The sequence below is a fragment of the Allopontixanthobacter sp. genome, assembly GCF_034376665.1.
Classification (GTDB): domain Bacteria; phylum Pseudomonadota; class Alphaproteobacteria; order Sphingomonadales; family Sphingomonadaceae; genus Allopontixanthobacter.
Genome location: NZ_JAXMJI010000109.1, coordinates 1 through 19,265 on the forward strand (window position 1 = coordinate 1; position 19,265 = coordinate 19,265).

Consider the following 19,265-nt stretch of genomic DNA (forward strand, 5'->3'; position numbering starts at 1 on the left):
AATTTGTGCTGATCCCGACAACACCACCGAAATTTGCGAAGCATTTCGGTAAGACCCTTAGGTCAAAAGGTAAGGAAATCGGTGTCGGGGATTTAAGGCGATTTTAGCTACACAAAGATTTGAATGCCTTCTTTTCACTCGCGCACATTATTCCACTAATGCCGACTACCCGCTCGTTACCTGATCGTTCGGTGATGGGCGGCGATCAATCCCGCCACTTGCGATATAAGTACATTGAGCGTCGATGGAGGCATGTCTGGGGGCAATGTCTTTGATTCCCTATTTAGATGCATTTATGATCAATAACATATCTACAATATTTCAGTCCTCTTCTGTCCTCGAAGAGCAATGTTGCATTAGGCGCGGAATGTCCGAACGCCCGTGCCTTCGCATGCTCAGCGGCATATTTCGTGCCCTTAGCCCTTGGCATAACGGCACAAATCCTCTGCTTGTGGCCTTATTTCGCGACGCAGCGCTCCTAGCTCAACTACCAAAGTTCAGAAGGAGTCAAGAAGCGGATTGCAGAGAGCGTGGGAATTGACACGCTTTTAAAGCGTGGTATATCCCACGGTATGAATCAGTATCCTCCTCAAATCTTTAAGCACAAAGCTTGGACTCCCCGGGAGTTAGAGCGACTCTCAAACCTTAGCCCCGTCGCGATCCGGGACTTGCGCAGACGCGGGCTGGCTCCTGAGAGTGAAGGTGGGAAACTAAACCTCGAAGCAGTCGCCCAAATCCTGCTTCTATCCGAACTATCTGCTCATGGTTTTGGACCTAAGCGCATTACGGGAATAGCCAAGAGCTATGCGGATGTTGTCCGCCAGTACGCCCTCAGTCAACGCTCCTCCTGGGTTGATGAAACGTCACATGAGGCTTGGTCAAAGAGCCCTCTAAGCAAGCATTCAAGTCCTCGCTATCTGCTGATAAGCGCTTCCAATGGAGATGCCATCGCTCTCAACGACTTGTCTGAGGTTCCGATAAATGCTGAGGCGATTGTCTCACTCGTTAATCTTGAGCTTCTCGGCAAAAGGATGGGCGAGCACCTCGCTGACCGCCCTAGTTCGTTGGCAGAGGCTGGAGGAAAAATCAGCTGATGAGCTCGCCATCTTCCTTTAAGCAAAACGACGTACGAAAGGCGCTTATAGCTGCCAAGAGCGCAGGTCTCAAAACCTGTGCCTGCCGGATAACGTCAACAGGCGAAATAGTACTTACGTTTGGGAAAACAGAAGTTTCTGCGGGCAATTCGTTCGATTCACTTATCGGTAAATCTCATGGTTAGAAAATGGCTGCCGCAATGGGTTTCAACATATCGGGATCGTCACGGCAAACCGCGGTATCGCTTTCGTCGGAAAGGATATGCGCAATACTTGTTCAAGAACGCTCCCGGCACAGATGACTTCCTGAAAGAATACAACGATTGTCTAACTGGCCTAGCAGCGGAAAGCGTTGCTCCGGGTGCCAATCGGATCAAGCCGGGCACATTCAATGATCTGATCACCCGCTATTATCGTTCACCGGACTTCTTGGGTCCGTCGGATCGAACGCGAACGGTGTACCGAGGAGTGATCGAAGCTTGGCGCAAGAAATATGGCGATGGGAAAGTGCGCGACCTTGAGGCTCGCCATGTTGAAGCGATGTTGGCTGAGAAGCTGCCATACCGGACAGCCGCCAATATGCTTCGCAAGCGCCTAAATGCCCTCATGCAATTTGCCATTCGGCAGGGGATGACTGACAAAAACCCGGTGCTCTCAACGAAACACTACAAAGTTGATGGCACTGGGTTCCACACTTGGACTGAAAAAGAGATCGCCCAGTACGAGAAACGGCACCCTTTAGGAACCACTGCCAGACTAGCATTCGACATAATGCTCTGGACTGGTCAGCGTAGAGGAGATGCTCGACTCATGGGACCTCAGCACGTGAAGTCTGGGCGACTGGACATCACCCAAGAAAAAACGGGCGCAAAGGTTTCACTTCCGATCCTTCCCGCTTTGGCAGAATCCATTATGGCGACCCCTACGTTGGGCCTCGTATTCTTGCTTAGCGAGCATGGAAAACCCTACTCCAAAAATGGTTTCGGAAATAAATGCCGGCAATGGTGCGATGAGGCGGGACTAAGTCATTGCAGTGCTCATGGCCTTCGAAAAGCCGCTGCGCGACGGTTGGCAGAGGCTGGGTGCTCCAATCAGCAGATCAAGTCTTTTACTGGCCATACTACTGATTTCGAAGTTGCGCGTTACACCAGAGCGGCTGATCAACAGGCCTTGTCCGATGACGCAGGCAAGATGCTAATGGCTAACCTTCGCAAACGGTTAGCCATCGAAAATGATAACCTACTGGATAAGGAGGCTTAAATGCTAAAGGTGGTGCACCCGACAGGATTCGAACCTGTGACCTCTGCCTTCGGAGGGCAGCGCTCTATCCAGCTGAGCTACGGGTGCCGATGTTTCACTGCTGACCTTGAACCAGTGCGGCCAGCGGTGTGGATTGGGGCGCGCTTAGCAAAGGGTCCTGCTGCTTGAAAGCGGAATGTTGCCGGCGGGCGGGCAGAACCCGGGCGCATTAGCGATTTGGCAAGCGGTCTGGCTTACAGCTCACGGGATCATGAACATCCATTCTTCCGAATTTCATCCGCAGGAGCCCGGCCAGAGCTCCGCCGCTACCCCGGATGAAGGCCATACGCCGGCACCGATTCGCGATTCCGAATTCCTGGATTCGGCGGCGCGGCAATGGGAAGCGCTGCACGGTGCCGCGGGCGCAGTGGGCAGCCTGGCGCATCTGCCGCCGGAGCAGACCCGGTGCGATGCCGCCGACTTTGCCGCCCTCCTCGCAGGCGCACCCCGCTGGAAGGCGCAGCTGGCGAACACTTCGCTGGAGGATATCGGGGCCTTCATGCAATCGGGTTTAGCGGCGCTGCTGGCGGTCCATGCGGAAAACAGGGATCCTTCGGCAGCCGCGCTCGCGCTATGGAGCGAATTTGCCCAGGCGCGCGACGCAGTCCTGGAACTGCTGCCGGAGCGGTGACCCCGCGCCACCCGGCGCGCAAAGCGGCTTGACCGGGTTCTTGCTCTGTTCCAGAACGGGGCGTGGCCCTTACAACTCCCCTCCGTGATTCTCCTGCTGCGGCGCTGACTGCGGATGCACGGGCGGTTGCGCGCGGCATCTGCCGGTTGTTTGCCCGCAACGACATCTGGTGCCTGGCCGAAATGCCGCTACGAAACGGGCGGCGCGCCGACCTGATGGGTATCGATCCGCAGGGCCGGGTGGTAATCGTGGAAATCAAGATCAGCCGCGGTGATTTGCTGGGCGACGGGAAATGGCCCGATTATTTAGAGTTCTGCGACCGGTTTTACTGGGGTGTTCCGCCCGAACTGGACCGCATTCCGCTGGACGGGCCCGACTTTCTTCCCGACTGCTGCGGCGTGATTGTGGCGGATGGCTACGATGCGGAAATCCTTCGCCCTGCACCCTCGCGCCCGCTGGCGGCGGCGCGGCGCAAGGTGGAGGTCGAACGGCTCGCCCGGGCCGCGCTCCGGCGGCATTTGACCGGGATCGATCCCGACTGCGCACCATGGGAAAGAATCGGCTGACCGGCCTTTGCGCCAGCCCTTCGTCCTGCGAACTACGCCGGATTATTGCTGTATCCCCCGGGTGCATTGCGCCATAGAAGGCCGATGGCCGTGGCAATCCTCCTTTCCGTGCTCGCAATGACGGTGATCGTGGCGCTGCGCTATGTGCTGACCAGCGGGCTGTTTGCCTGGGCGACGCAGCGGGTCTTGCCCGGCCATTACGCCGGGCTGGATCAGCAGATTCGCCGGGAAATCCGCTGGTCGCTGCTATCGGCGGTGATTTACGGACTTCCCGCCGGGATTGCCGCCTGGGGCTGGCAGGAACGCGGATGGACCGTGATCTACACCCAGTGGCAGCAGTTTCCCCTGTGGTATCTGCCGCTGAGCCTGCTGATCTATCTGTTTGCGCATGATACGTGGTTTTACTGGACCCACCGCTGGATGCATCGTCCGCGAATTTTCCGCGCCGCTCACGCCGTGCATCACGCCAGCCGCCCGCCCACCGCCTGGGCGGCGATGAGCTTCCACCCGCTGGAGGCGCTGACCGGAGCGTTCGTGATCCCGCTGCTAGTGTTCCTGGTCCCCATCCATATCGCTGTTCTGGGGCTGGTGCTGGCGATCATGACCATCATGGGAGTGACCAACCACATGGGCTGGGAAATGCTCCCGCAAAAATTCGTTCATTCTATCTTCGGGGACTGGCTGATAAGCGCCAGCCATCATCAGCGTCATCACGAGCAATATACATGCAATTACGGACTATATTTTCGATTCTGGGACAGGCTGTGCGGCACGGACCAGGGCCTGTCGCACGAATTTTCGGTGCCGGAGCGATAATGCCGCCGAGTACAAAGCGGCGCGAGTTCGTCCGCGTGCCCGGTTTGCTGCTGGTGGCCGGGATCATCGGCGGAGCAAGCGTGACCGCCAGTGCGATTTCCGCACGGTCGGTGGAGCAGGCCAGCACCATCACCGTAACGGTGACCAATATGCGGTCGACCGAAGGCGTGGTCCGCGCCTGCATTACCGCCCGGTCGAAGGGCTTCCCCAAGTGCGACGCGAGCGATGCAGGCAGTATCAATGTCGTGGCGCCGGCGGCAGAGACGGTCACCTTCAGCTTCACCAATGTGACCCCGGGCCGCTATGCCATCGCGCTGCTGCATGACGAGAACAACAACGGCAAGGCCGACCGGGCGCTGATGATGATGCCGACCGAAGGTTTCGGCTTTTCCCGCGACGCCAAAGTACGCATGGGTCCGCCTAAATTCGACGACGCGGCGTTCGACGTCGCGGGCAATCCGATCGTCCAGACCATCCGGATGCGCTATATGCTCTGACGGCGGGCAGCGCTGTCCGGAACCGGCTTCGATGCAACGAACAATTCTCCGTCCTGCATAACGGATCGTGTCAGTGTTTAACGCAATGTTTACCATGCAGCGCCAGAAGGTCTCCTAGACGTCATTTCGGTGACACGTTTAAGGGGGCTTTCAGAGCCATGGATACGCTTCGCGGCAATTTTGGGACCGATGATTTAGACCAGGCCAGGTTCGAGGACGCGCTCGACGACGGCCTGCGCGACTGGGATGTTGCGGAAGACGCACCCGAAGAGGAAAGCGCCAGCGAACCCCCGCCAACCGCCATCGGGACGGACGAACGCCGGATGCAGGTGCGCGCCTACAATCACTGGGCCAGCCTGCTGGGTGAGTATAATTTCCCCTCGATCGAGGACCTCGATCCGGAAAATCTGCCGGACTTCGGCCCCTACAGCGTGCTGCTCGATTTCACGCTCGGGGTGGAAAATCCCGGCATCCAGTATCTCGGCGATCAGCTGGCCGTGGAATGCGGCACACATGAGGAAATCGACGCCCTGTCGGATATTCCCAGCCGCTCCCTGCTGAGCCGGATTACCGACCATTATATGCAGATCCTGGCCAATCAGGCCCCGATCGGTTTTGAAGCCGAGTTCGTCAACCAGCGCGGGGCGACCATCCTGTACCGCGGTATCCTGCTGCCTTTTTCCAGCGACGGCGAAACGATCGACTTCATCTACGGCGTCATCAACTGGAAAGAAATGGCCGACCAGCTGACCACCGACGAGCTGATGCTGGAAATCGATCAGGCGCTGGGCGAAGCGGGCGACGAAGACGACAGCAGCGGTGACGAGGACGGCGATACAACCGCGACCGAAGCCCTGCGCGCGCCCGATCCGGTCACCGACTGGGCCGATGGCCCGGCTTCCGAACCGCATCCTGAATTGGCCCTGGGGAGCGAATTCTACGAGGCGAGCGAGGAAGATTACGAAGACGGGGAAGACGAGCACGACGCGGAAGACGGGGACGAATCCGAAGACAGCCTGCCTTCACCGTTGTTCGGTACGATGAATTCCGGCGGCCTGGTCGTGCGGCGCAAGGTTCCGCTCGACTTGTCGGCAGGCGATTTTCTCGCCGCGAATGATGAGCCGGATCACCCGGAGGACGATTATTCCGCGGTCGAGGCCGCACTGGCCCCCGCACAGGACGAAAACCTGTACGATTGCCTTGCATCGGCCCGGGAACTGGCTTTCGCCGCCCGTAGCTCCGAGGATCGCAGCCGGTCGGCCTTGTACGCCGCCGTTGGCCGCGCCTATGATTTCAGCCTTGCCGCGCAGGAAGAAGAACAGGAATTCGTCGAACTCGTTTCCTCCAGCGGCTTGTCCGTCCAGGATCGCGCACCGATGACCCCGGTGGTCAAGCTGGTGTTCGGCGCCGACTATGACAAAACGCGGCTGACCGAATACGCCGCCGTGCTGAGCCATGCCCACCGGCTGGAAATCGCCCGCGGACAGCTCGCCGGCTTTCTGGCGCAGGCCGAAGGCGGCCTCAAGGGCGTGGTCAAGGCGGAACGCCAGCTGCGCCGCGAGGAAAGCGCTGCGGACGGCGAACAGGCCGAGAGCCCGCAGGAAAAGCTGGCCCGCAAATTGCGCGCCCTGGCTACGCATTCCTTCGATGCGCTGTCTCCCGAAGGCGAAGAGTTTGCCCTGGTTATGATCCGCCGGATGCCGAACGGCGAAATCGTCCTGCTGGGCGAGATTTCCGGCGACACCCCGCTGGTTGAACGCGCTGCCCGCAAACTGGTCGGCTGACCGGCTGCAATCTGCGCGCCTGCCAGACATCGTCGGCGGTTCGGACTATCCCTTGCGCCGCGGCACGGCTAGCACGGACCCGGCAGGTTCCGTGCGAACCGGATTGCAAGGGGCCGCATGACGAACAAGGGATGGCGCAAGATGGGCTGGATCACGCTGGGCCTGGTGATGCTTGCGATAACGATCGGCGCGACGTTCCGCTATGCGGCGGCCCGCAACGGGCCCGCCGTGCTCGACGCGGTCGACCGGGTTGTTGGCGGGAAGCGCGGCGTGGCCCTGGTCCACCGCGAGATCATCGGAGATAACCCGGCCCAGAAAATCGCGGTGTACCGCGCGAAAAGCGACGATGCGCCGAAACCCGTAATTCTGTTCGTCCACGGCGGCAGCTGGCGCAGCGGCAATCCCGGCGACTACGGCTTTGTCGCCCGCGCGCTGGTGCCGGAAGGCTTTACCGTGGTGCTTGCAGGATACCGGCTCGGCCCTGGCGGCGAATATCCCGCCATGCTGCAGGACACCGCCTCCGCCGCCGCCTGGACCCAGCGTAATATCGCCAGGTTTGGCGGTGATCCGGACGCCATCTTCATCGCCGGCCATTCTGCCGGGGCATACAATGCGGTGCAGATTGCACTCGAGCGGCAATGGCTGGAGCGCGAAGGTCTCTCCCCATCGCTGATCAAGGGCGTGATCGGCTTGTCCGGCCCCTATGATTTCCTCCCGCTCGACAGCGATTCCACCAAGGCGGCCTTTGGCGGCGCTCCCGATCTGCCCGCCACCCAGCCCGTCAACCACCTGCGCGGCGATGCGCCGCCCATGCTGCTGATCCACGGCGAGAAGGATACGCTGGTGAAACCGCGCAACACCAGGGCGCTGGCCAGCGGAATAATTGCAGCCGGCGGCAGCGTGCGGGCGATCTACTTCCCGCAGATGGACCACAACGCGCCCCTGATCGCTCTGGCGAGCCCGTGGCGCAAGAACGGAGCGATCGTGCCCGCAATCGTGCGATTCGCGCAATCCTCGGGATTGCCGGACAAGGTCGCAGGCGCGGAGGGCAATCCTTCAGTTCCGGTTCAGGCCACGATGCGTTAGGAAGGCGGATATGCGCCTGTCCACCCGCCTGATTGCCATGCTGGCCGCCGTGTCGCTGATGGCCCAGCCCGCCGCGGCACAGTCGATCCTGCGCGATGCGGAAACCGAGGCGTTGCTGCAGGAAATGGCCGAGCCGCTGGCGCAGGCGGCGGGCCTTGCGCCGGGCAATCTGGAAATCGTGCTGATCAACGACCCGTCGATCAACGCCTTCGTGGCGGGCGGGCAGGTGGTCTATATCCACAGCGGACTGATCGATGCCGCCGATACAGCCAATGAAGTGCAGGGCGTTATTGCCCATGAAATCGGCCACATAACCGGCGGACACATCATTCGCAGCAGCGAGGGTTTCGGCAAGGCGGCCAACATTTCGATCCTGTCGATGGTGCTGGGCGTTGCCGCGGCACTGGCCGGCGCGGGCGAAGCGGCAATGGGCGTAATCGCGGCGGGCCAGCAGGCCGCAATGGGCGGGTTCCTGGCATTTTCCAGGGTGCAGGAATCCTCTGCCGATGCGGCGGGGGTGGAGTTTCTGTCCAAAGCGGGAATTTCCGGGCGCGGATCGCTGGCCTTTTTCAAGAAACTGCAGAATCAGGAATTTCGCTATGGCTACAGCCAGAGCGACGAGGCCGCCTTTGCCCGGACCCATCCGCTGTCGGGGGACCGGATCGCCCGCTTGCGCGAAAGCTACGTAGTGGATCCCGCCTGGGAAGCGCCTGACGATCCGGGCATCCAGCGGCGGTTCGAACGGGTCAAGGCCAAGTTGTTCGGCTTTCTGACCGAACCAACGCGCACACTGCAGCAATTCCCCGCCAGCCGCACCGATGTTCCCGCGCGCTATGCCCGCGCCTATGCCTATCACAAGAACGCGCAGATCGAACAGGCGCTGGCGGAGACCTCGCAGCTGCTCGCCGCCGATCCGGAAGACCCCTATTTTCTGGAGCTTCAGGGTCAGGTCCTGCTGGAATCGGGCAAGCCCGAAGAAGCGCTTGAACCGCTGCGCAAGGCAACCGAACTGACCGGGCACGAACCGCTGATCGCGTCGATCTTCGGCCACGCCCTGATCGCTACCGAAGACCCGCGCAATTTTCCGGAAGCGGAAAAGGTGCTGCGGCTGGCGGTGGCACGCGACCGGTACAACCCGTTTGCGTGGTACCAGCTCGGCGTGGTCTATGCCGCCGAGGGTGACATTCCGCGCGCGCGGCTCGCCAGTGCCGAACAGCAGGTGATGGGCCGGAATTACGAAGAAGCGCTGCGCAGTGCGCAAGCCGCCGAGGCAGGACTGCCTGCCGGCTCGCCCGACTGGATCCGCGCGCAGGATATCGGCCTGCAGGCGCGCGCGGAGCTTGAAAGACAGCCCAAGCGCCGGTAGCGCCGCCAGACCATGCAGATATCCTTTCGCTCGCTCGCCCTCACCGCGCTGATTTCGCTGATCTTCGGCTTCAGCGGCGCCGCCATGTGGTCGTATAGCGGGCTGGGGGACGGTCAGACCCGCGCCTATCTGCTCGACAACCCCGATCTGCTGCCGGAAATGGCCGAGCGGTACCAGCAGCAGCAAGGGGTGGAGCGGATGGCCGGTATCGAACAGCGGGTGCAAACCCCGTTCCCCGGCGCTGAATTCGGCAATCCCGAGGGGTCGGTCACGATGGTCGAATTCACCGACTATGCCTGCGGCTATTGCCGCGCCAGCCAGGAGCATGTTGCGCAGCTTGTCCGGGACAACCCCGACCTGCGTGTCGTCATTCGCGAATGGCCGATCTTCGAAGGCAGCGACAAGGCGGCGCTGGTGGCGCTGGCCGCAGCGAAACAGGGCCGGTATCGCGCCTTCCACGATGCAATGTTTACCAAGGGATCGCCCACCGATGCCGCGATCGCCGCAGCGGCCAAGGAAGCGGGACTGGACATGGAGCAGGCGGGCGAATTCGCCGTTTCCGCCGAAGCAAGGGCCGAACTGGCGAGCAACACCGATCTCGCGCGGGAGATCGGCTTCAGCGGGACACCCAGCTGGGTGATCGGGGGGCAACCGTTCGAAGGCGCCATCGGCCTGGAAGCTTTGCAGCAGGCGATCGACGCCGCCAGAGACCGGTGAGACCGGCGGCGCGTGCCGGTGGTGGGCGCGTATTGCGCCATTTCCTGATCATTGCCGTGATGCTGGCGGCACCCTTCGCCCAGCCAGCGCGCGCAGCGGATGATATTTCCGCCAAGCTGGCGGCGCTGCAGATGCGCGACGAGCGGGTCCAGTCGATCGGCTGGAATCTGGTTACCGGGAACGCACCCTTCTGTGCCGAAACCCGGCCAGCGGCCGGGCTGCTGCTGCAGGACGTCGCCGCCTTTGGTGATCCTGCCGCCGCGCGCGCGGCGATGGGCCTTTCCGGCGACATTGCGGTCCAGGCCCGCGCCACCGGATCGCCTGCGGACCGGGCCGGACTGCCGGTGTTTGCCGAAGTGCTGTCGGTCGATGGCCAATCCATGCACAGCCTGCCCCCTGCTGGTCCGGAAAATTGGCAAAGACTGGCCGCGCTGCACCGGAAACTGGATGAGGCCCTGCGCGCCCGTGGGCAGGTCGAAATCGTCTGGCGGGACCGGTCGGCAACCCCGATAAGCGCCACTCTGGTGGGCCAGACAGCCTGCGCCAGCGGGTTCGAAGTCATCGCCGGGTCGCGGCGCGCCTCCGCCAATGGCGATCGCGTGGCGGTCGGAGCGGATTTCGTCGGATTCACCTATGCCGAAGAATTGCTGGCGGCGGCCATTGCGCATGAACTGGCGCATAATCTGCTCGGACATCCCGGATGGCTGGACGAGATCGGCCGCAAGCGGCGCACTGTCCGCGTGACCGAACGCGAGGCGGACCGGCTGATGCCGTGGCTACTCGCGAACGGCGGCTACGACCCTGCGGCGGCCTTGCGGTTCATGCGCACATGGGGCCCGGGCAACGACGGCGGCCTGTTCCGGAGCCGGACGCATGACGGGTGGGACGAACGGGCCGAATTCATCGCCGCGGAATTGCCGTTGATCGCGCGCAGCCGCGCCGCAAGCGGAGCAGCGGACTGGCGGACTGGCTTCCGGCGGGAAATCGACCCCGCCCCGATTCCTGCGCCCGCCTATTCGGCGCCTTCTGCCGTATCCGCTGGTGCATCCTCCGGTTCGCCCAAGGAATAAAGCGTCGCCAGCGGCCGAGCCATCACCCGGTGCACCATCGGTTCGAAGAATTCGAGGCTCTCGCTCTGGTAGTCCGGATCGAAGGCGGCCTGATCGTATTTCTCACAGAATTCCGCGCAGGCTTCGAAATGCGGGCTGCCCCGGAACTGTTCGCGCGATTCGCGGTCCATCCCGAGATAGTGGAAGTAGTAATAGCCCTGGAAATGCCCGTGATGCTGGCAGATCCAGTGCAATTCCTCCCGCACGAACGGCTTGAGGATCGCCGCGGCGACATCGGGGTGATTGAAGCTGCCGAGCGTATCGCCGATGTCATGCAGCAGGGCCATCACCACATATTGCTCGTCCCGCCCGTCGCGGTAAGCCCGCGTGGCGGTTTGCAGCGAATGTTCCAGCCGGTCGACCGGGAAGCCCCCGAAATCCCCGTCAAGCAGACGCAGATGTTCCAGAACGCGGCCAGCGACCCCGCCGGCAAAGGTGCGGAAATGGCCTGCGATCAGCGCCCAGTCTTCCGCTGTTCCGTCCTTCATTTCGCGGAATTTCGCCCGTTGCGGTGCAGGATTCTCCGCGCCCGCCGCCAGCTTCTGTTCGATTCCCATGACAAATCTCCTCGGCCGTCATGCTACCGCAACCACGCCGATGCGCAAAACAAACTGACGAAGTGCCGCAAAATCGTCTAAGCCTGCCGCACTATGGCTATGCTGCCCTTCCGCCCGACTCCTTTCTTTCGCAACAAGAACCGCGCGTTCTGGAATCTCCAGATCGGTGGATGGGTGGGAGTAACGCTGTTCCGCGCCGCCTCCGCGCTGGTCAATTCGCAGCCGCTGGACTTCCTGATCCTGATCCTGATCGGATCGATCACCGGTTTTTCGATCAGCCTGGTCTTTTCGGTCATTTACCGATGGCTGATCGACCGCCGGCCCTTGGTGACATGGGGCGTGACCGGGCTGGTGCTGGCGGTGGGCGTGGGCCTGTACGCCTTTGTCGATAGCTGGGTCATCAGCCTTTATTACCCGGATCGCGAGATCGGTTTGCTGCAGCGGTTTTTCAGCTATTTCTATCTCGACCTGACCCTGCTGGGCGCGTGGTCGGCGCTGTATTATGCCATCAATTATTTCCTTCAGGTGGAGCGGCAGGCGGACCAGCTCGAACGGCTGGAGGCGCAGGCCACCGCTGCGCAGCTGGCCATGCTGCGATACCAGCTGAACCCGCATTTCCTGTTCAACACGCTCAATTCGATCAGCACTCTGGTGCTGCTGAAGCAGACCGAACCGGCGAATGCGATGCTGACGCGGCTGTCGTCCTTCCTGCGCCATACGCTGCTGACCCAGCCGACCGGCAAGGTGACTCTGGATCAGGAGGTCGAAACGCTCAAACTCTACCTTGGCATCGAGCGGATGCGGTTCGAAGAACGGCTGCGGACCGATTTCCAGATCGAACCCGCCGCCAGGGAAGCGATGCTGCCCGCCATGCTGCTGCAGCCGCTGGTCGAAAACGCGATTAAATACGGTGTTTCGCAGCAGGAGGAAGGGGCCAAAATCAGCATCGCCGCGCGGGTCGTCGGATCACAGCTTCGGATCACCGTTTCGGACACCGGTCCGGGCTTGAATGCCGGCGGGCAAAGGCACAGGTTGCCTGGTGCAATGACGGGAGAAGGACGGACGGAATCCACCGGAGTCGGCCTTGCCAATATCCGCGATCGATTGGTTCAGGCTTATGGTGACGCACAATTGTTCGAAATCCGCACCCCGCCCGAGGGCGGCTTTACCGTCGTCATCGAGTTGCCGTTCGAAAATGTCGATAGTGACATCGCAGCATCTGCCGGGTCATTGCAGGTTAAGCCTGAATCCATGAAACCAGAGACCGCTTCGGCCGTTAGCATAGCGCCCGAAGCCCCCACCACCACCAAGGCCCCTGAAAAAGCCGTCCGGGGATCTTTCCTCGGCGTCGGGCGCCCGATCGGATCCAAATTATGACAATTCGCACCATCATCGTCGACGACGAGAAACTGGCCGTCCAGGGCTTGCAGCTGCGGCTGGAAGCCTTCGACGATATCGAGATAATCGAAACCTGCGCCAACGGCCGCGAGGCGATCCGCAAGATCAAGACCGAAAAGCCGGATCTGGTATTTCTCGACATCGAAATGCCCGGTTTCGACGGCTTCAGCGTGGTCAAGGGGGTGATGGAGATCGAACCGCCGCTGTTCGTGTTCGTTACTGCCTATCAGGAACACGCGATCCGCGCGTTCGAGGCGAACGCGGTCAATTATCTGATGAAGCCGGTCGATGTCGACAAGCTGGCCGATACGGTTGAGCGGGTGCGGGTGCGGCTGGCCGAGAAGCGCTCCGCCGAAGAAGCGGCCAATCTGATGAATGTGCTGGCCGAAGTGGCGCCCGATGCCGCCGAGGAATTCGCCGACAGTGAAGCGGAATCGAGCGAACGGTTCGAGAGACTGATCAACGTCAAGGATCGCGGCCAGATTTTCCGGGTCGAGGTCGGCTCCATCGAACATATCGAGGCAGCGGGCGATTACATGTGCATATTCACAGGAGACAATTCGCTGATCCTGCGCGAAACGATGAAGGATCTGGAACGGCGCCTGGACCCGCGCAAGTTCCAGCGCGTCCACCGCTCGACGATCGTCAATCTCGACCAGGTCCGGCAGGTCAAGCCGCACACCAACGGCGAATGCTTCCTCGTCCTCGATTCGGGCGCGGAAGTGAAGGTCAGCCGGTCCTACCGCGACGTGGTGGCGCGCTTCGTGCACTGATTATATTGAGCCCGGACAGCAAACCGTCCAAGACAGCTGCATGATTTTCACCCTCCCCGGCTTCGACCTCGACCGTTTTGTCCGCGAGACGCTTGCCGAAGACCTTGGCGAAGGGCTGCCGGGCGGCGGGCGCGATGTGACATCCGAAAGCGTGATCCCGGCGGAGGCGCGCTTTTCCGGCGTGATGGACAGCCGGGATGCGATCATGGTCGCCGGCTTGCCGATAGCTGCAGCGTTTTTCCGGGCGTGCGAACCCGAGGTGGAAATCGAAATATTGGTCGCCGAAGGGGCGGCGGCATTGCCCGGAACAGACCTGATGCGCTTGTCAGGCAACGCCCGCGCACTGCTGACGGCGGAACGCAGCGCGCTCAACACGGTCCAGCACCTGTCCGGAATCGCTACGCTGGTGCGCAGCTATGTAACTGCGATGGACAATCCCGCCTGCGCCCTGCTGGATACGCGCAAGACCATCCCGGGGCTCCGCCATCTCGAGAAATATGCGGTACGGATGGGCGGCGGGGCGAACCACCGGATGGGGCTGTGGGACGCGGCGATGATCAAGGACAACCACGTCGCGGTGGCGGGCGGAGTGGCCGAGGCAGTGCGCCGCGCCCGCGCCGCCGGGGTGACGACAATCATTTGCGAAGTCGACCGGATCGACCAGATCGAACCAGCGCTGAAGGCCGGGGCAACCCGCTTGCTGCTCGACAATATGGACCCGGCTACCTTGCGCGAAGCGGTGGCGCTGGTCGCCGGACGGGTTCCGACCGAAGCTTCCGGCGGGATCAACCTTGAAACCATCGCGGCCAAAGCAGCCACCGGCGTCGATTATGTCTCCGTCGGCCGCCTGACCCAGAGCGCTCCGGCGGCCGATATCGGGCTGGACTTCACCCCGCTTTAAGGCGGCCGCTTGTGACCGGAAAGAAATTCGGCCAGACAGGGGTTAGCGCCGACTGGCGGAACTTTGGGGGGGGAAACGCAATGCGGCCGCAATCGATTATCCTGTTCGAACGCCTGTATCTCGCATCCATAGCGGTCACGGCAATCAACGCCTGGCTGACCTACGACCGGACAATCGCGCAGGTCGAGCGCGATCCATCGCTGAGCGCGCTCGGCTGGGGCGCGGGGGCGTTTACCCTTATCCTGGTGCTGGGCCTGCTCGTGTCCCTGCTGCTGTATTATTTCATCGCCTACCGCGCGAATGCAGTTGCCAAGTGGGTGCTGGTCGCCTTCACCGTGATCGGTTTCCTTGGCTTGCCGGGCGCGCTGGCGGCGGCGACTGGTGCTGCCTTGGCCAGTCTGGTCCTGATGCACCTGCTGGCGCTGGCCGCGATTGTCATGCTGTTCCGCCCCGATGCCCGGCAATGGTTCGCTGGAACGGATACGGCGGACGATGGCCCACCTTCGGCGGATTAGACTGCGCCGACTGGCCGCAAATCTGGCCGCAAGCCTGACAGCGGTGCTGGCGGCCTGGGGACAGCCCGCGCTGGCGCAGGCCTATCAGTGCCGGATGCCCGCGCAGGTTGCGGTGCCCCTTACCGTGCCCGATGGCCCGGTCCGGCAATTGCCGGTCTCCGGCTATACGCTTGCGCTCAGCTGGTCGCCGGAGTTCTGCAAGGACCGGGAATTGCGCGGCGGAAACCGCATGCAATGTTCAGGCGCCAACGGGAGGTTCGGCTTTGTCGTCCACGGGCTGTGGCCCGAATCGCGCCGCGGATCATCGGCAACCTGGCCGCAGTGGTGCCAGGCGGGAAGCGCGCTGACCCCGGCGGAAACCCGGCGCAACCTGTGCATGATACCCTCGTCTTCGCTGATCGCGCGGCAATGGGCCAAGCACGGCAGCTGCATGACGCGGCGTCCGGAAACCTATTTCAAGGTCACCCGCATCCTGTGGGACAGCCTGCGTTTTCCCGATATGGACCGCCTGTCGCGCCAGCCCGGCCTGACCGCAGGGGACATCCGCAGCGCAATAGCCTCGGCCAACAGCGGAATCGAACCGGGAAATATCGACATCGAGCTCGACCGAAACGGCTGGCTGGAGGTGGTCCGCATCTGTTACGGCAAACGCTTCCGCCCGGCGGTGTGCGACCGGAGGCGCTACGGCGCAGGCGAAAAAGCGGCGGCGAAAATCTGGCGCGGGCTTTAGCGCCGTTCGCGAAAGAAGCGCCGCAGCAGTTCGGCAGATTCCTCGGCGCCGATACCCGAATAGATTTCCGGCCGGTGAAGGCATTGCGGCTGTTCGAACACCCGCGCGCCCTGCTCCACCGCGCCGCCCTTGGGATCGGACGCGCCGTAATAGAGCCGCGCCAGCCGCGCATGGCTGATCGCGCCCGCGCACATCGCGCAGGGTTCCAGCGTCACCCATAATGCGCAATCGTCCAGCCGTTCGCGTCCCAGCACCTTGGCGGCGGCGCGAATCGCGGTGATCTCGGCGTGGGCGGTCGGATCGTGATCCTCGCGCGGGGCGTTATGGGCCGCCGCAACCAGTTCTTCGCCGCGCATGATCACCGCGCCCACCGGCACTTCGCCCGACTGGGCAGCCAGCCGGGCTTGTGCCAGGGCTTCCTGCATCGGTCGGGGGATCGGCCAGCGCGTCATGTCCCGCCGGTAGCCTGCGCGCTTCCCGCCTGCAAGAAAGCTTGCCCCGCAAAGGGAAGGCATTGACGATTCGCCGCCGTAGCGCTAAGCGCCCGCCTTTCCGTAAGCACACGGACCCAGTAACTCGCCCTGACGCTTTTGCAGACGGGCCCGCAATCGAACGAGATTTATCATGTCGCGCATCTGCGAACTGACCGGCAAGGGTCGCCAGGTTGGCAACAACGTCAGCCACGCCAACAACAAGACCAAGCGCGTGTTCCTGCCCAATCTGCAGAATGTCACGCTGATGAGCGAGAAGCTGGATCGCAGCTTCAAGTTCCGGGTGTCGACCAACGGCCTGCGGTCGGTGGAACATGTCGGCGGGCTCGACAATTGGTTGATCAAGACCAAGAACGAAAAGCTCAGCGACCGCGCCGTCAAGGTCAAGCGCGAGCTGAAGAAGCTCGACGCAAAGGCTGATCAGGCCGCTTGAGGGGGCGCATTGCGGGGCCAGCGCCCGGCAATTAGCCTGCGAATTCGATCAAGGCGCGCGGCCCCGGCTGCGCGCCTTTTCGTTTGGCGGTCCGTCTGTCGCTCGCGGTGCGCCGGTCTGCGGATTCCAGCGCATTTCCAGCAGGTAAGTGCTTTGGAAACCGGTGCGGTTATCGTCCGAAATGAGCCACAGGTCGAGTGTGCCATCCGCCCGCGGCCATAGCGCCAGACCTTCGTAATTGTCCGAGGGGAGCGGCGGCGCAAATTCCGCGATGACCCGGCCCGACCATGTCCTACCCGGGACGATCGCGGCGGGATCGGCCAGCACCAGCTTCGCGGTAAAGCGCGGCATCACTTGCCAGTGCATCCGGCGCACCAGGATCAGGACCCGGCCATCGGGGATCTGCGCCATGTCGACCGGCCGGTATCCGCTGGGCGCCTGGAAGCCGAACTCTTTCGCAGCCCTTATCTGATGCGGATCTTCGACCGGATCGGAGGCAAACAGCAGTCCCCGGAAAGTTTGTCTGGCCCGTCCGGTCGAACCTTCGGCGAGCAGAATGAAGCGCCCGTCCGCGAGGCGGACCATCGCTTCGGCACCCTTGTTGTCCGGCCAGTCCTGCATCTGCAGCGGGCGAACGCGCCGCGCATTCTCCAGGCGGCTATCGCGGCGCTCCACCGTATTGATCCCTTCGTACCCCAGCCACACCTGCCCGCTGGCGGGATCACGGGTCATCGATTCGATATCGAACAGCTGTTTTCGAGCTTTGATCAGACCGGGAAGATAACTCAGCCGCGCCGCTGGTGAGCCATTACCAGGCAGCGACAGCTGCATGATCCGGCCCCGGTCACTGGCGGCTATCAGCTGCCCCTCGCCGGTGGCAACCAGGGCTGAATAGCCGCCGAAATGGTCGCTGTTGCTGGTCGCCTTCCACGCGCGCAGGACCTCGACTTCCCCTGCCATCGGCACCGGCACGCCCAGCCGGGCAAAGATCACCGGCGCGCCGTAATCGGGGTCGGGGAGCTCGTGCCGGATCCAGGTTGCCGGTGCCAGCGCGAGCGCCAGCAGCGCAATCAGGACAGGCCGCCGCCACGCGGCGAAGGAATTGCTCACATCGGCCCGGTAAACAGCAGCGGATCAAGCCGCGTGTCGTGCCACTTGATGCTCCAGTGGAGGTGCGGACCCGTGGCGCTGCCGGTCGCGCCGATATTGCCGAGATACTGCCCCTGCCGGACCACATCGCCCGTCTGCACGGCCAGCCTGGAACTGTGCAGGAAGGCGCTGTTGAGGCCCATGCCGTGGTCGATGATCAACAGATAACCCTCCAGCGAGAACGGCGTCTGTGCCGCCAGAACCACCACCCCGTCCGCCGGTGCGACATAGGGCGTGCCGCTTTCCCCTGTCGCAATGTCGATGCCGGAATGGTAGCTGCCCGGCACCCCGGCATAGATACGCTGCGAACCGAAGCGGCCGGAAATCCGGCCCTGGACCGGCCAGATGAACTTCTGCCGCCAGCCCTCGCTGTCTGAACTGACGCTGCGTGCCGCGTTGATCTGCGCCAGTTCGGGGCGGCGGCGGCGCATGAACGCCTCGCTCGCGGAGCCGGTAGGGCGGGGCAGATTGACGCGTTCGATGTCCCACGCCCGGGGACTGATCGCCAGCGGGCTTTCGATCACCTGGCCATTTGCAAGCCGGGCCGCAAGGCTCGCACTTGGTCCGGCGTCACGGTCGAAAGCGGCGAAGAAGCTGCCGTCAGCATCCAGCCTGATTTCGCGGCTGCCTAGCCTGACCGAGACGGTTCCGCCGGGCGCATGGCCGCGAATCCAGCCGCCCTGGGTCAGTTCGCCGTCGAAGAGGAAGGTCGTGGATCCTGCCGCCGGTTGCGGAGTTAAAACGGGTGGTGGCGCGGGTATCGGCGGGATCAATTCCTCCAATTCCCGTAACTCCGGTGGAGGCACGGCGGCGCAGGCAGACACTACCGCAGCCGAAGCCGCAGCGGCCAAAACCCGGCGAGGCATCAATGTGCTTCCAGTGCGCGCCGGGTGGCGATCTCCGCACTGGCGTAGGGTTCCTGCAGTTCCACGCTCCAATAGCGCAATTCTTCCAGCGGCACCGGCTGGCCGGTAACCGCGCACAGCACATAGTGCCCGGCCCGCATCACGCGAAAACCGTTGGGACCGTAGATCAGTTGAGCGGCGTTATCGCCAGAGGACATTAACATGGCGTCCCCCTTAGCAAATCCGCTCTAGCCGAACAAATCATCTTGTCGGCTTTGCGGCGCATTTGAGGGTGATTTCCTGGCCTTGGCAGGCGATTTGACGCGTTCCGCCTGCCCCGCGGGGACCGCATCAAGCGCGCCATCGGCAAATTCGATCGACAACCGGCTCTGCTTCGCGGCAGCAGCGCGGCTGCGGAGCAAGTTGCCGTCTTCGCCGCTTTCGACCGTGACGCCGGACCAAGTGCGAGCCTTGCGGCCCGGCTTGCAAATGGCCAGGTGATCGAAAG

Annotated in this window: 22 protein-coding genes, 1 tRNA gene and 1 pseudogene; 17 read left to right on the top strand and 7 right to left on the bottom strand. The window is 62.5% G+C overall.

The window, feature by feature from the left end; genetic code table 11:
- The first annotated feature begins 572 nt into the window (after positions 1 to 572).
- Complete coding sequence (locus U0988_RS12340; RefSeq protein WP_322292928.1) at positions 573 to 1,094, top strand: hypothetical protein; 522 nt, start codon at positions 573 to 575, stop codon at positions 1,092 to 1,094.
- Positions 1,095 to 1,367: 273 nt separating this feature from the next.
- On the top strand, positions 1,368 to 2,354 hold the full coding sequence (locus U0988_RS12345) for a site-specific integrase (protein ID WP_322292929.1): 987 nt from the start codon (positions 1,368 to 1,370) through the stop codon (positions 2,352 to 2,354).
- A 10-nt stretch (positions 2,355 to 2,364) separates the two neighbouring features.
- On the opposite strand, the gene U0988_RS12350 is transcribed toward U0988_RS12345, so the two are convergent.
- Positions 2,365 to 2,441, bottom strand: a tRNA-Arg gene (locus U0988_RS12350).
- A 163-nt stretch (positions 2,442 to 2,604) separates the two neighbouring features.
- On the opposite strand from U0988_RS12350, the gene U0988_RS12355 reads away from it, so the two are divergent.
- From U0988_RS12355 to U0988_RS12395, 9 genes are all read left to right on the top strand, one after another.
- Entirely contained in the window at positions 2,605 to 3,024 is a 420-nt protein-coding gene (locus U0988_RS12355) for a hypothetical protein (RefSeq protein ID WP_322292930.1), read from the top strand.
- 62 nt (positions 3,025 to 3,086) lie between these two features.
- Complete coding sequence (locus tag U0988_RS12360) at positions 3,087 to 3,590, top strand: MmcB family DNA repair protein (RefSeq protein ID WP_416172396.1); 504 nt, start codon at positions 3,087 to 3,089, stop codon at positions 3,588 to 3,590.
- Positions 3,591 to 3,674: 84 nt separating this feature from the next.
- Positions 3,675 to 4,406 (top strand): sterol desaturase family protein, encoded by a 732-nt coding sequence (locus U0988_RS12365; protein WP_322292931.1) that lies wholly within the window; start codon positions 3,675 to 3,677, stop codon positions 4,404 to 4,406.
- Positions 4,406 to 4,903: a DUF2141 domain-containing protein gene (locus tag U0988_RS12370; protein ID WP_322292932.1), complete on the top strand. Its 498-nt coding sequence runs from the start codon at positions 4,406 to 4,408 to the stop codon at positions 4,901 to 4,903. The genes U0988_RS12365 and U0988_RS12370 overlap by 1 nt, the downstream gene beginning before the upstream one ends.
- Before the next feature lie 158 nt (positions 4,904 to 5,061).
- Complete coding sequence (locus U0988_RS12375; RefSeq protein ID WP_322292933.1) at positions 5,062 to 6,687, top strand: hypothetical protein; 1,626 nt, start codon at positions 5,062 to 5,064, stop codon at positions 6,685 to 6,687.
- Between the two features lie 117 nt (positions 6,688 to 6,804).
- Positions 6,805 to 7,773, top strand: a complete 969-nt coding sequence (locus U0988_RS12380; protein WP_322292934.1) for an alpha/beta hydrolase — start codon at positions 6,805 to 6,807, stop codon at positions 7,771 to 7,773.
- Between the two features lie 10 nt (positions 7,774 to 7,783).
- Positions 7,784 to 9,139 carry a M48 family metalloprotease gene (locus U0988_RS12385; RefSeq protein ID WP_322292935.1) on the top strand — a complete coding sequence of 452 codons (1,356 nt, stop codon included), beginning with the start codon at positions 7,784 to 7,786 and terminating at the stop codon, positions 9,137 to 9,139.
- A 12-nt stretch (positions 9,140 to 9,151) separates the two neighbouring features.
- Positions 9,152 to 9,856 (top strand): DsbA family protein, encoded by a 705-nt coding sequence (locus U0988_RS12390; protein WP_322292936.1) that lies wholly within the window; start codon positions 9,152 to 9,154, stop codon positions 9,854 to 9,856.
- Positions 9,853 to 10,926, top strand: coding sequence for a hypothetical protein (locus U0988_RS12395; RefSeq protein ID WP_322292937.1), 1,074 nt, complete (start codon positions 9,853 to 9,855; stop codon positions 10,924 to 10,926). The genes U0988_RS12390 and U0988_RS12395 overlap by 4 nt, the downstream gene beginning before the upstream one ends.
- On the opposite strand, the gene U0988_RS12400 is transcribed toward U0988_RS12395, so the two are convergent.
- Complete coding sequence (locus U0988_RS12400) at positions 10,869 to 11,522, bottom strand: HD domain-containing protein (protein WP_322292938.1); 654 nt, start codon at positions 11,520 to 11,522, stop codon at positions 10,869 to 10,871. The genes U0988_RS12395 and U0988_RS12400 overlap by 58 nt on opposite strands.
- 93 nt (positions 11,523 to 11,615) lie before the next feature.
- On the opposite strand from U0988_RS12400, the gene U0988_RS12405 reads away from it, so the two are divergent.
- From U0988_RS12405 to U0988_RS12425, 5 genes are all read left to right on the top strand, one after another.
- On the top strand, positions 11,616 to 12,899 hold the full coding sequence (locus U0988_RS12405) for a sensor histidine kinase (RefSeq protein ID WP_322292939.1): 1,284 nt from the start codon (positions 11,616 to 11,618) through the stop codon (positions 12,897 to 12,899).
- Positions 12,896 to 13,693 carry a LytTR family DNA-binding domain-containing protein gene (locus U0988_RS12410; RefSeq protein ID WP_322292940.1) on the top strand — a complete coding sequence of 266 codons (798 nt, stop codon included), beginning with the start codon at positions 12,896 to 12,898 and terminating at the stop codon, positions 13,691 to 13,693. Before U0988_RS12405 ends, U0988_RS12410 begins: the two co-directional genes overlap by 4 nt.
- 40 nt (positions 13,694 to 13,733) lie before the next feature.
- Positions 13,734 to 14,594, top strand: coding sequence for a carboxylating nicotinate-nucleotide diphosphorylase (gene nadC / locus U0988_RS12415; protein ID WP_322292941.1), 861 nt, complete (start codon positions 13,734 to 13,736; stop codon positions 14,592 to 14,594).
- 80 nt (positions 14,595 to 14,674) lie between these two features.
- Positions 14,675 to 15,109: a hypothetical protein gene (locus tag U0988_RS12420; protein ID WP_322292942.1), complete on the top strand. Its 435-nt coding sequence runs from the start codon at positions 14,675 to 14,677 to the stop codon at positions 15,107 to 15,109.
- Positions 15,048 to 15,839: a ribonuclease T2 family protein gene (locus tag U0988_RS12425; protein ID WP_322292943.1), complete on the top strand. Its 792-nt coding sequence runs from the start codon at positions 15,048 to 15,050 to the stop codon at positions 15,837 to 15,839. Before U0988_RS12420 ends, U0988_RS12425 begins: the two co-directional genes overlap by 62 nt.
- Here U0988_RS12425 and U0988_RS12430 read toward each other — a convergent pair.
- Entirely contained in the window at positions 15,836 to 16,291 is a 456-nt protein-coding gene (locus U0988_RS12430) for a nucleoside deaminase (RefSeq protein ID WP_322292944.1), read from the bottom strand. The genes U0988_RS12425 and U0988_RS12430 overlap by 4 nt on opposite strands.
- Before the next feature lie 172 nt (positions 16,292 to 16,463).
- On the opposite strand from U0988_RS12430, the gene rpmB reads away from it, so the two are divergent.
- The gene (gene rpmB / locus U0988_RS12435) at positions 16,464 to 16,763 is read left to right on the top strand and encodes a 50S ribosomal protein L28 (RefSeq protein ID WP_322292945.1); all 300 of its coding nucleotides are present in this window, start codon (positions 16,464 to 16,466) and stop codon (positions 16,761 to 16,763) included.
- A gap of 48 nt (positions 16,764 to 16,811) precedes the next feature.
- On the opposite strand, the gene U0988_RS12440 is transcribed toward rpmB, so the two are convergent.
- The 4 genes and pseudogenes from U0988_RS12440 to U0988_RS12455 form a co-directional block, all read right to left on the bottom strand.
- Entirely contained in the window at positions 16,812 to 17,873 is a 1,062-nt protein-coding gene (locus U0988_RS12440; RefSeq protein WP_322292946.1) for an esterase-like activity of phytase family protein, read from the bottom strand.
- Positions 17,870 to 18,778 carry a M23 family metallopeptidase gene (locus tag U0988_RS12445; RefSeq protein ID WP_322292947.1) on the bottom strand — a complete coding sequence of 303 codons (909 nt, stop codon included), beginning with the start codon at positions 18,776 to 18,778 and terminating at the stop codon, positions 17,870 to 17,872. The genes U0988_RS12440 and U0988_RS12445 overlap by 4 nt, the downstream gene beginning before the upstream one ends.
- Entirely contained in the window at positions 18,778 to 18,981 is a 204-nt protein-coding gene (locus U0988_RS12450; RefSeq protein WP_322292948.1) for a DUF2093 domain-containing protein, read from the bottom strand. The genes U0988_RS12445 and U0988_RS12450 overlap by 1 nt, the downstream gene beginning before the upstream one ends.
- Before the next feature lie 24 nt (positions 18,982 to 19,005).
- Positions 19,006 to 19,265 (bottom strand): annotated as a pseudogene (locus U0988_RS12455) (hypothetical protein); the annotation flags it as partial.

Bases quoted from the DNA above. Each gene is read 5' to 3' on its own strand.
- U0988_RS12340 (WP_322292928.1), top strand. From the start codon at position 573: ATGAATCAGTATCCTCCTCAAATCTTTAAGCACAAAGCTTGGACTCCC.
- U0988_RS12355 (WP_322292930.1), top strand. From the start codon at position 2,605: ATGAACATCCATTCTTCCGAATTTCATCCGCAGGAGCCCGGCCAGAGC.
- U0988_RS12365 (WP_322292931.1), top strand. From the start codon at position 3,675: ATGGCCGTGGCAATCCTCCTTTCCGTGCTCGCAATGACGGTGATCGTG.
- U0988_RS12370 (WP_322292932.1), top strand. From the start codon at position 4,406: ATGCCGCCGAGTACAAAGCGGCGCGAGTTCGTCCGCGTGCCCGGTTTG.
- U0988_RS12375 (WP_322292933.1), top strand. From the start codon at position 5,062: ATGGATACGCTTCGCGGCAATTTTGGGACCGATGATTTAGACCAGGCC.
- U0988_RS12380 (WP_322292934.1), top strand. From the start codon at position 6,805: ATGACGAACAAGGGATGGCGCAAGATGGGCTGGATCACGCTGGGCCTG.
- U0988_RS12385 (WP_322292935.1), top strand. From the start codon at position 7,784: ATGCGCCTGTCCACCCGCCTGATTGCCATGCTGGCCGCCGTGTCGCTG.
- U0988_RS12390 (WP_322292936.1), top strand. From the start codon at position 9,152: ATGCAGATATCCTTTCGCTCGCTCGCCCTCACCGCGCTGATTTCGCTG.
- U0988_RS12400 (WP_322292938.1), bottom strand. From the start codon at position 11,522: ATGGGAATCGAACAGAAGCTGGCGGCGGGCGCGGAGAATCCTGCACCG.
- U0988_RS12405 (WP_322292939.1), top strand. From the start codon at position 11,616: ATGGCTATGCTGCCCTTCCGCCCGACTCCTTTCTTTCGCAACAAGAAC.
- U0988_RS12410 (WP_322292940.1), top strand. From the start codon at position 12,896: ATGACAATTCGCACCATCATCGTCGACGACGAGAAACTGGCCGTCCAG.
- nadC (WP_322292941.1), top strand. From the start codon at position 13,734: ATGATTTTCACCCTCCCCGGCTTCGACCTCGACCGTTTTGTCCGCGAG.
- U0988_RS12420 (WP_322292942.1), top strand. From the start codon at position 14,675: ATGCGGCCGCAATCGATTATCCTGTTCGAACGCCTGTATCTCGCATCC.
- U0988_RS12425 (WP_322292943.1), top strand. From the start codon at position 15,048: ATGCCCGGCAATGGTTCGCTGGAACGGATACGGCGGACGATGGCCCAC.
- U0988_RS12430 (WP_322292944.1), bottom strand. From the start codon at position 16,291: ATGACGCGCTGGCCGATCCCCCGACCGATGCAGGAAGCCCTGGCACAA.
- rpmB (WP_322292945.1), top strand. From the start codon at position 16,464: ATGTCGCGCATCTGCGAACTGACCGGCAAGGGTCGCCAGGTTGGCAAC.
- U0988_RS12445 (WP_322292947.1), bottom strand. From the start codon at position 18,778: ATGCCTCGCCGGGTTTTGGCCGCTGCGGCTTCGGCTGCGGTAGTGTCT.
- U0988_RS12450 (WP_322292948.1), bottom strand. From the start codon at position 18,981: ATGTTAATGTCCTCTGGCGATAACGCCGCTCAACTGATCTACGGTCCC.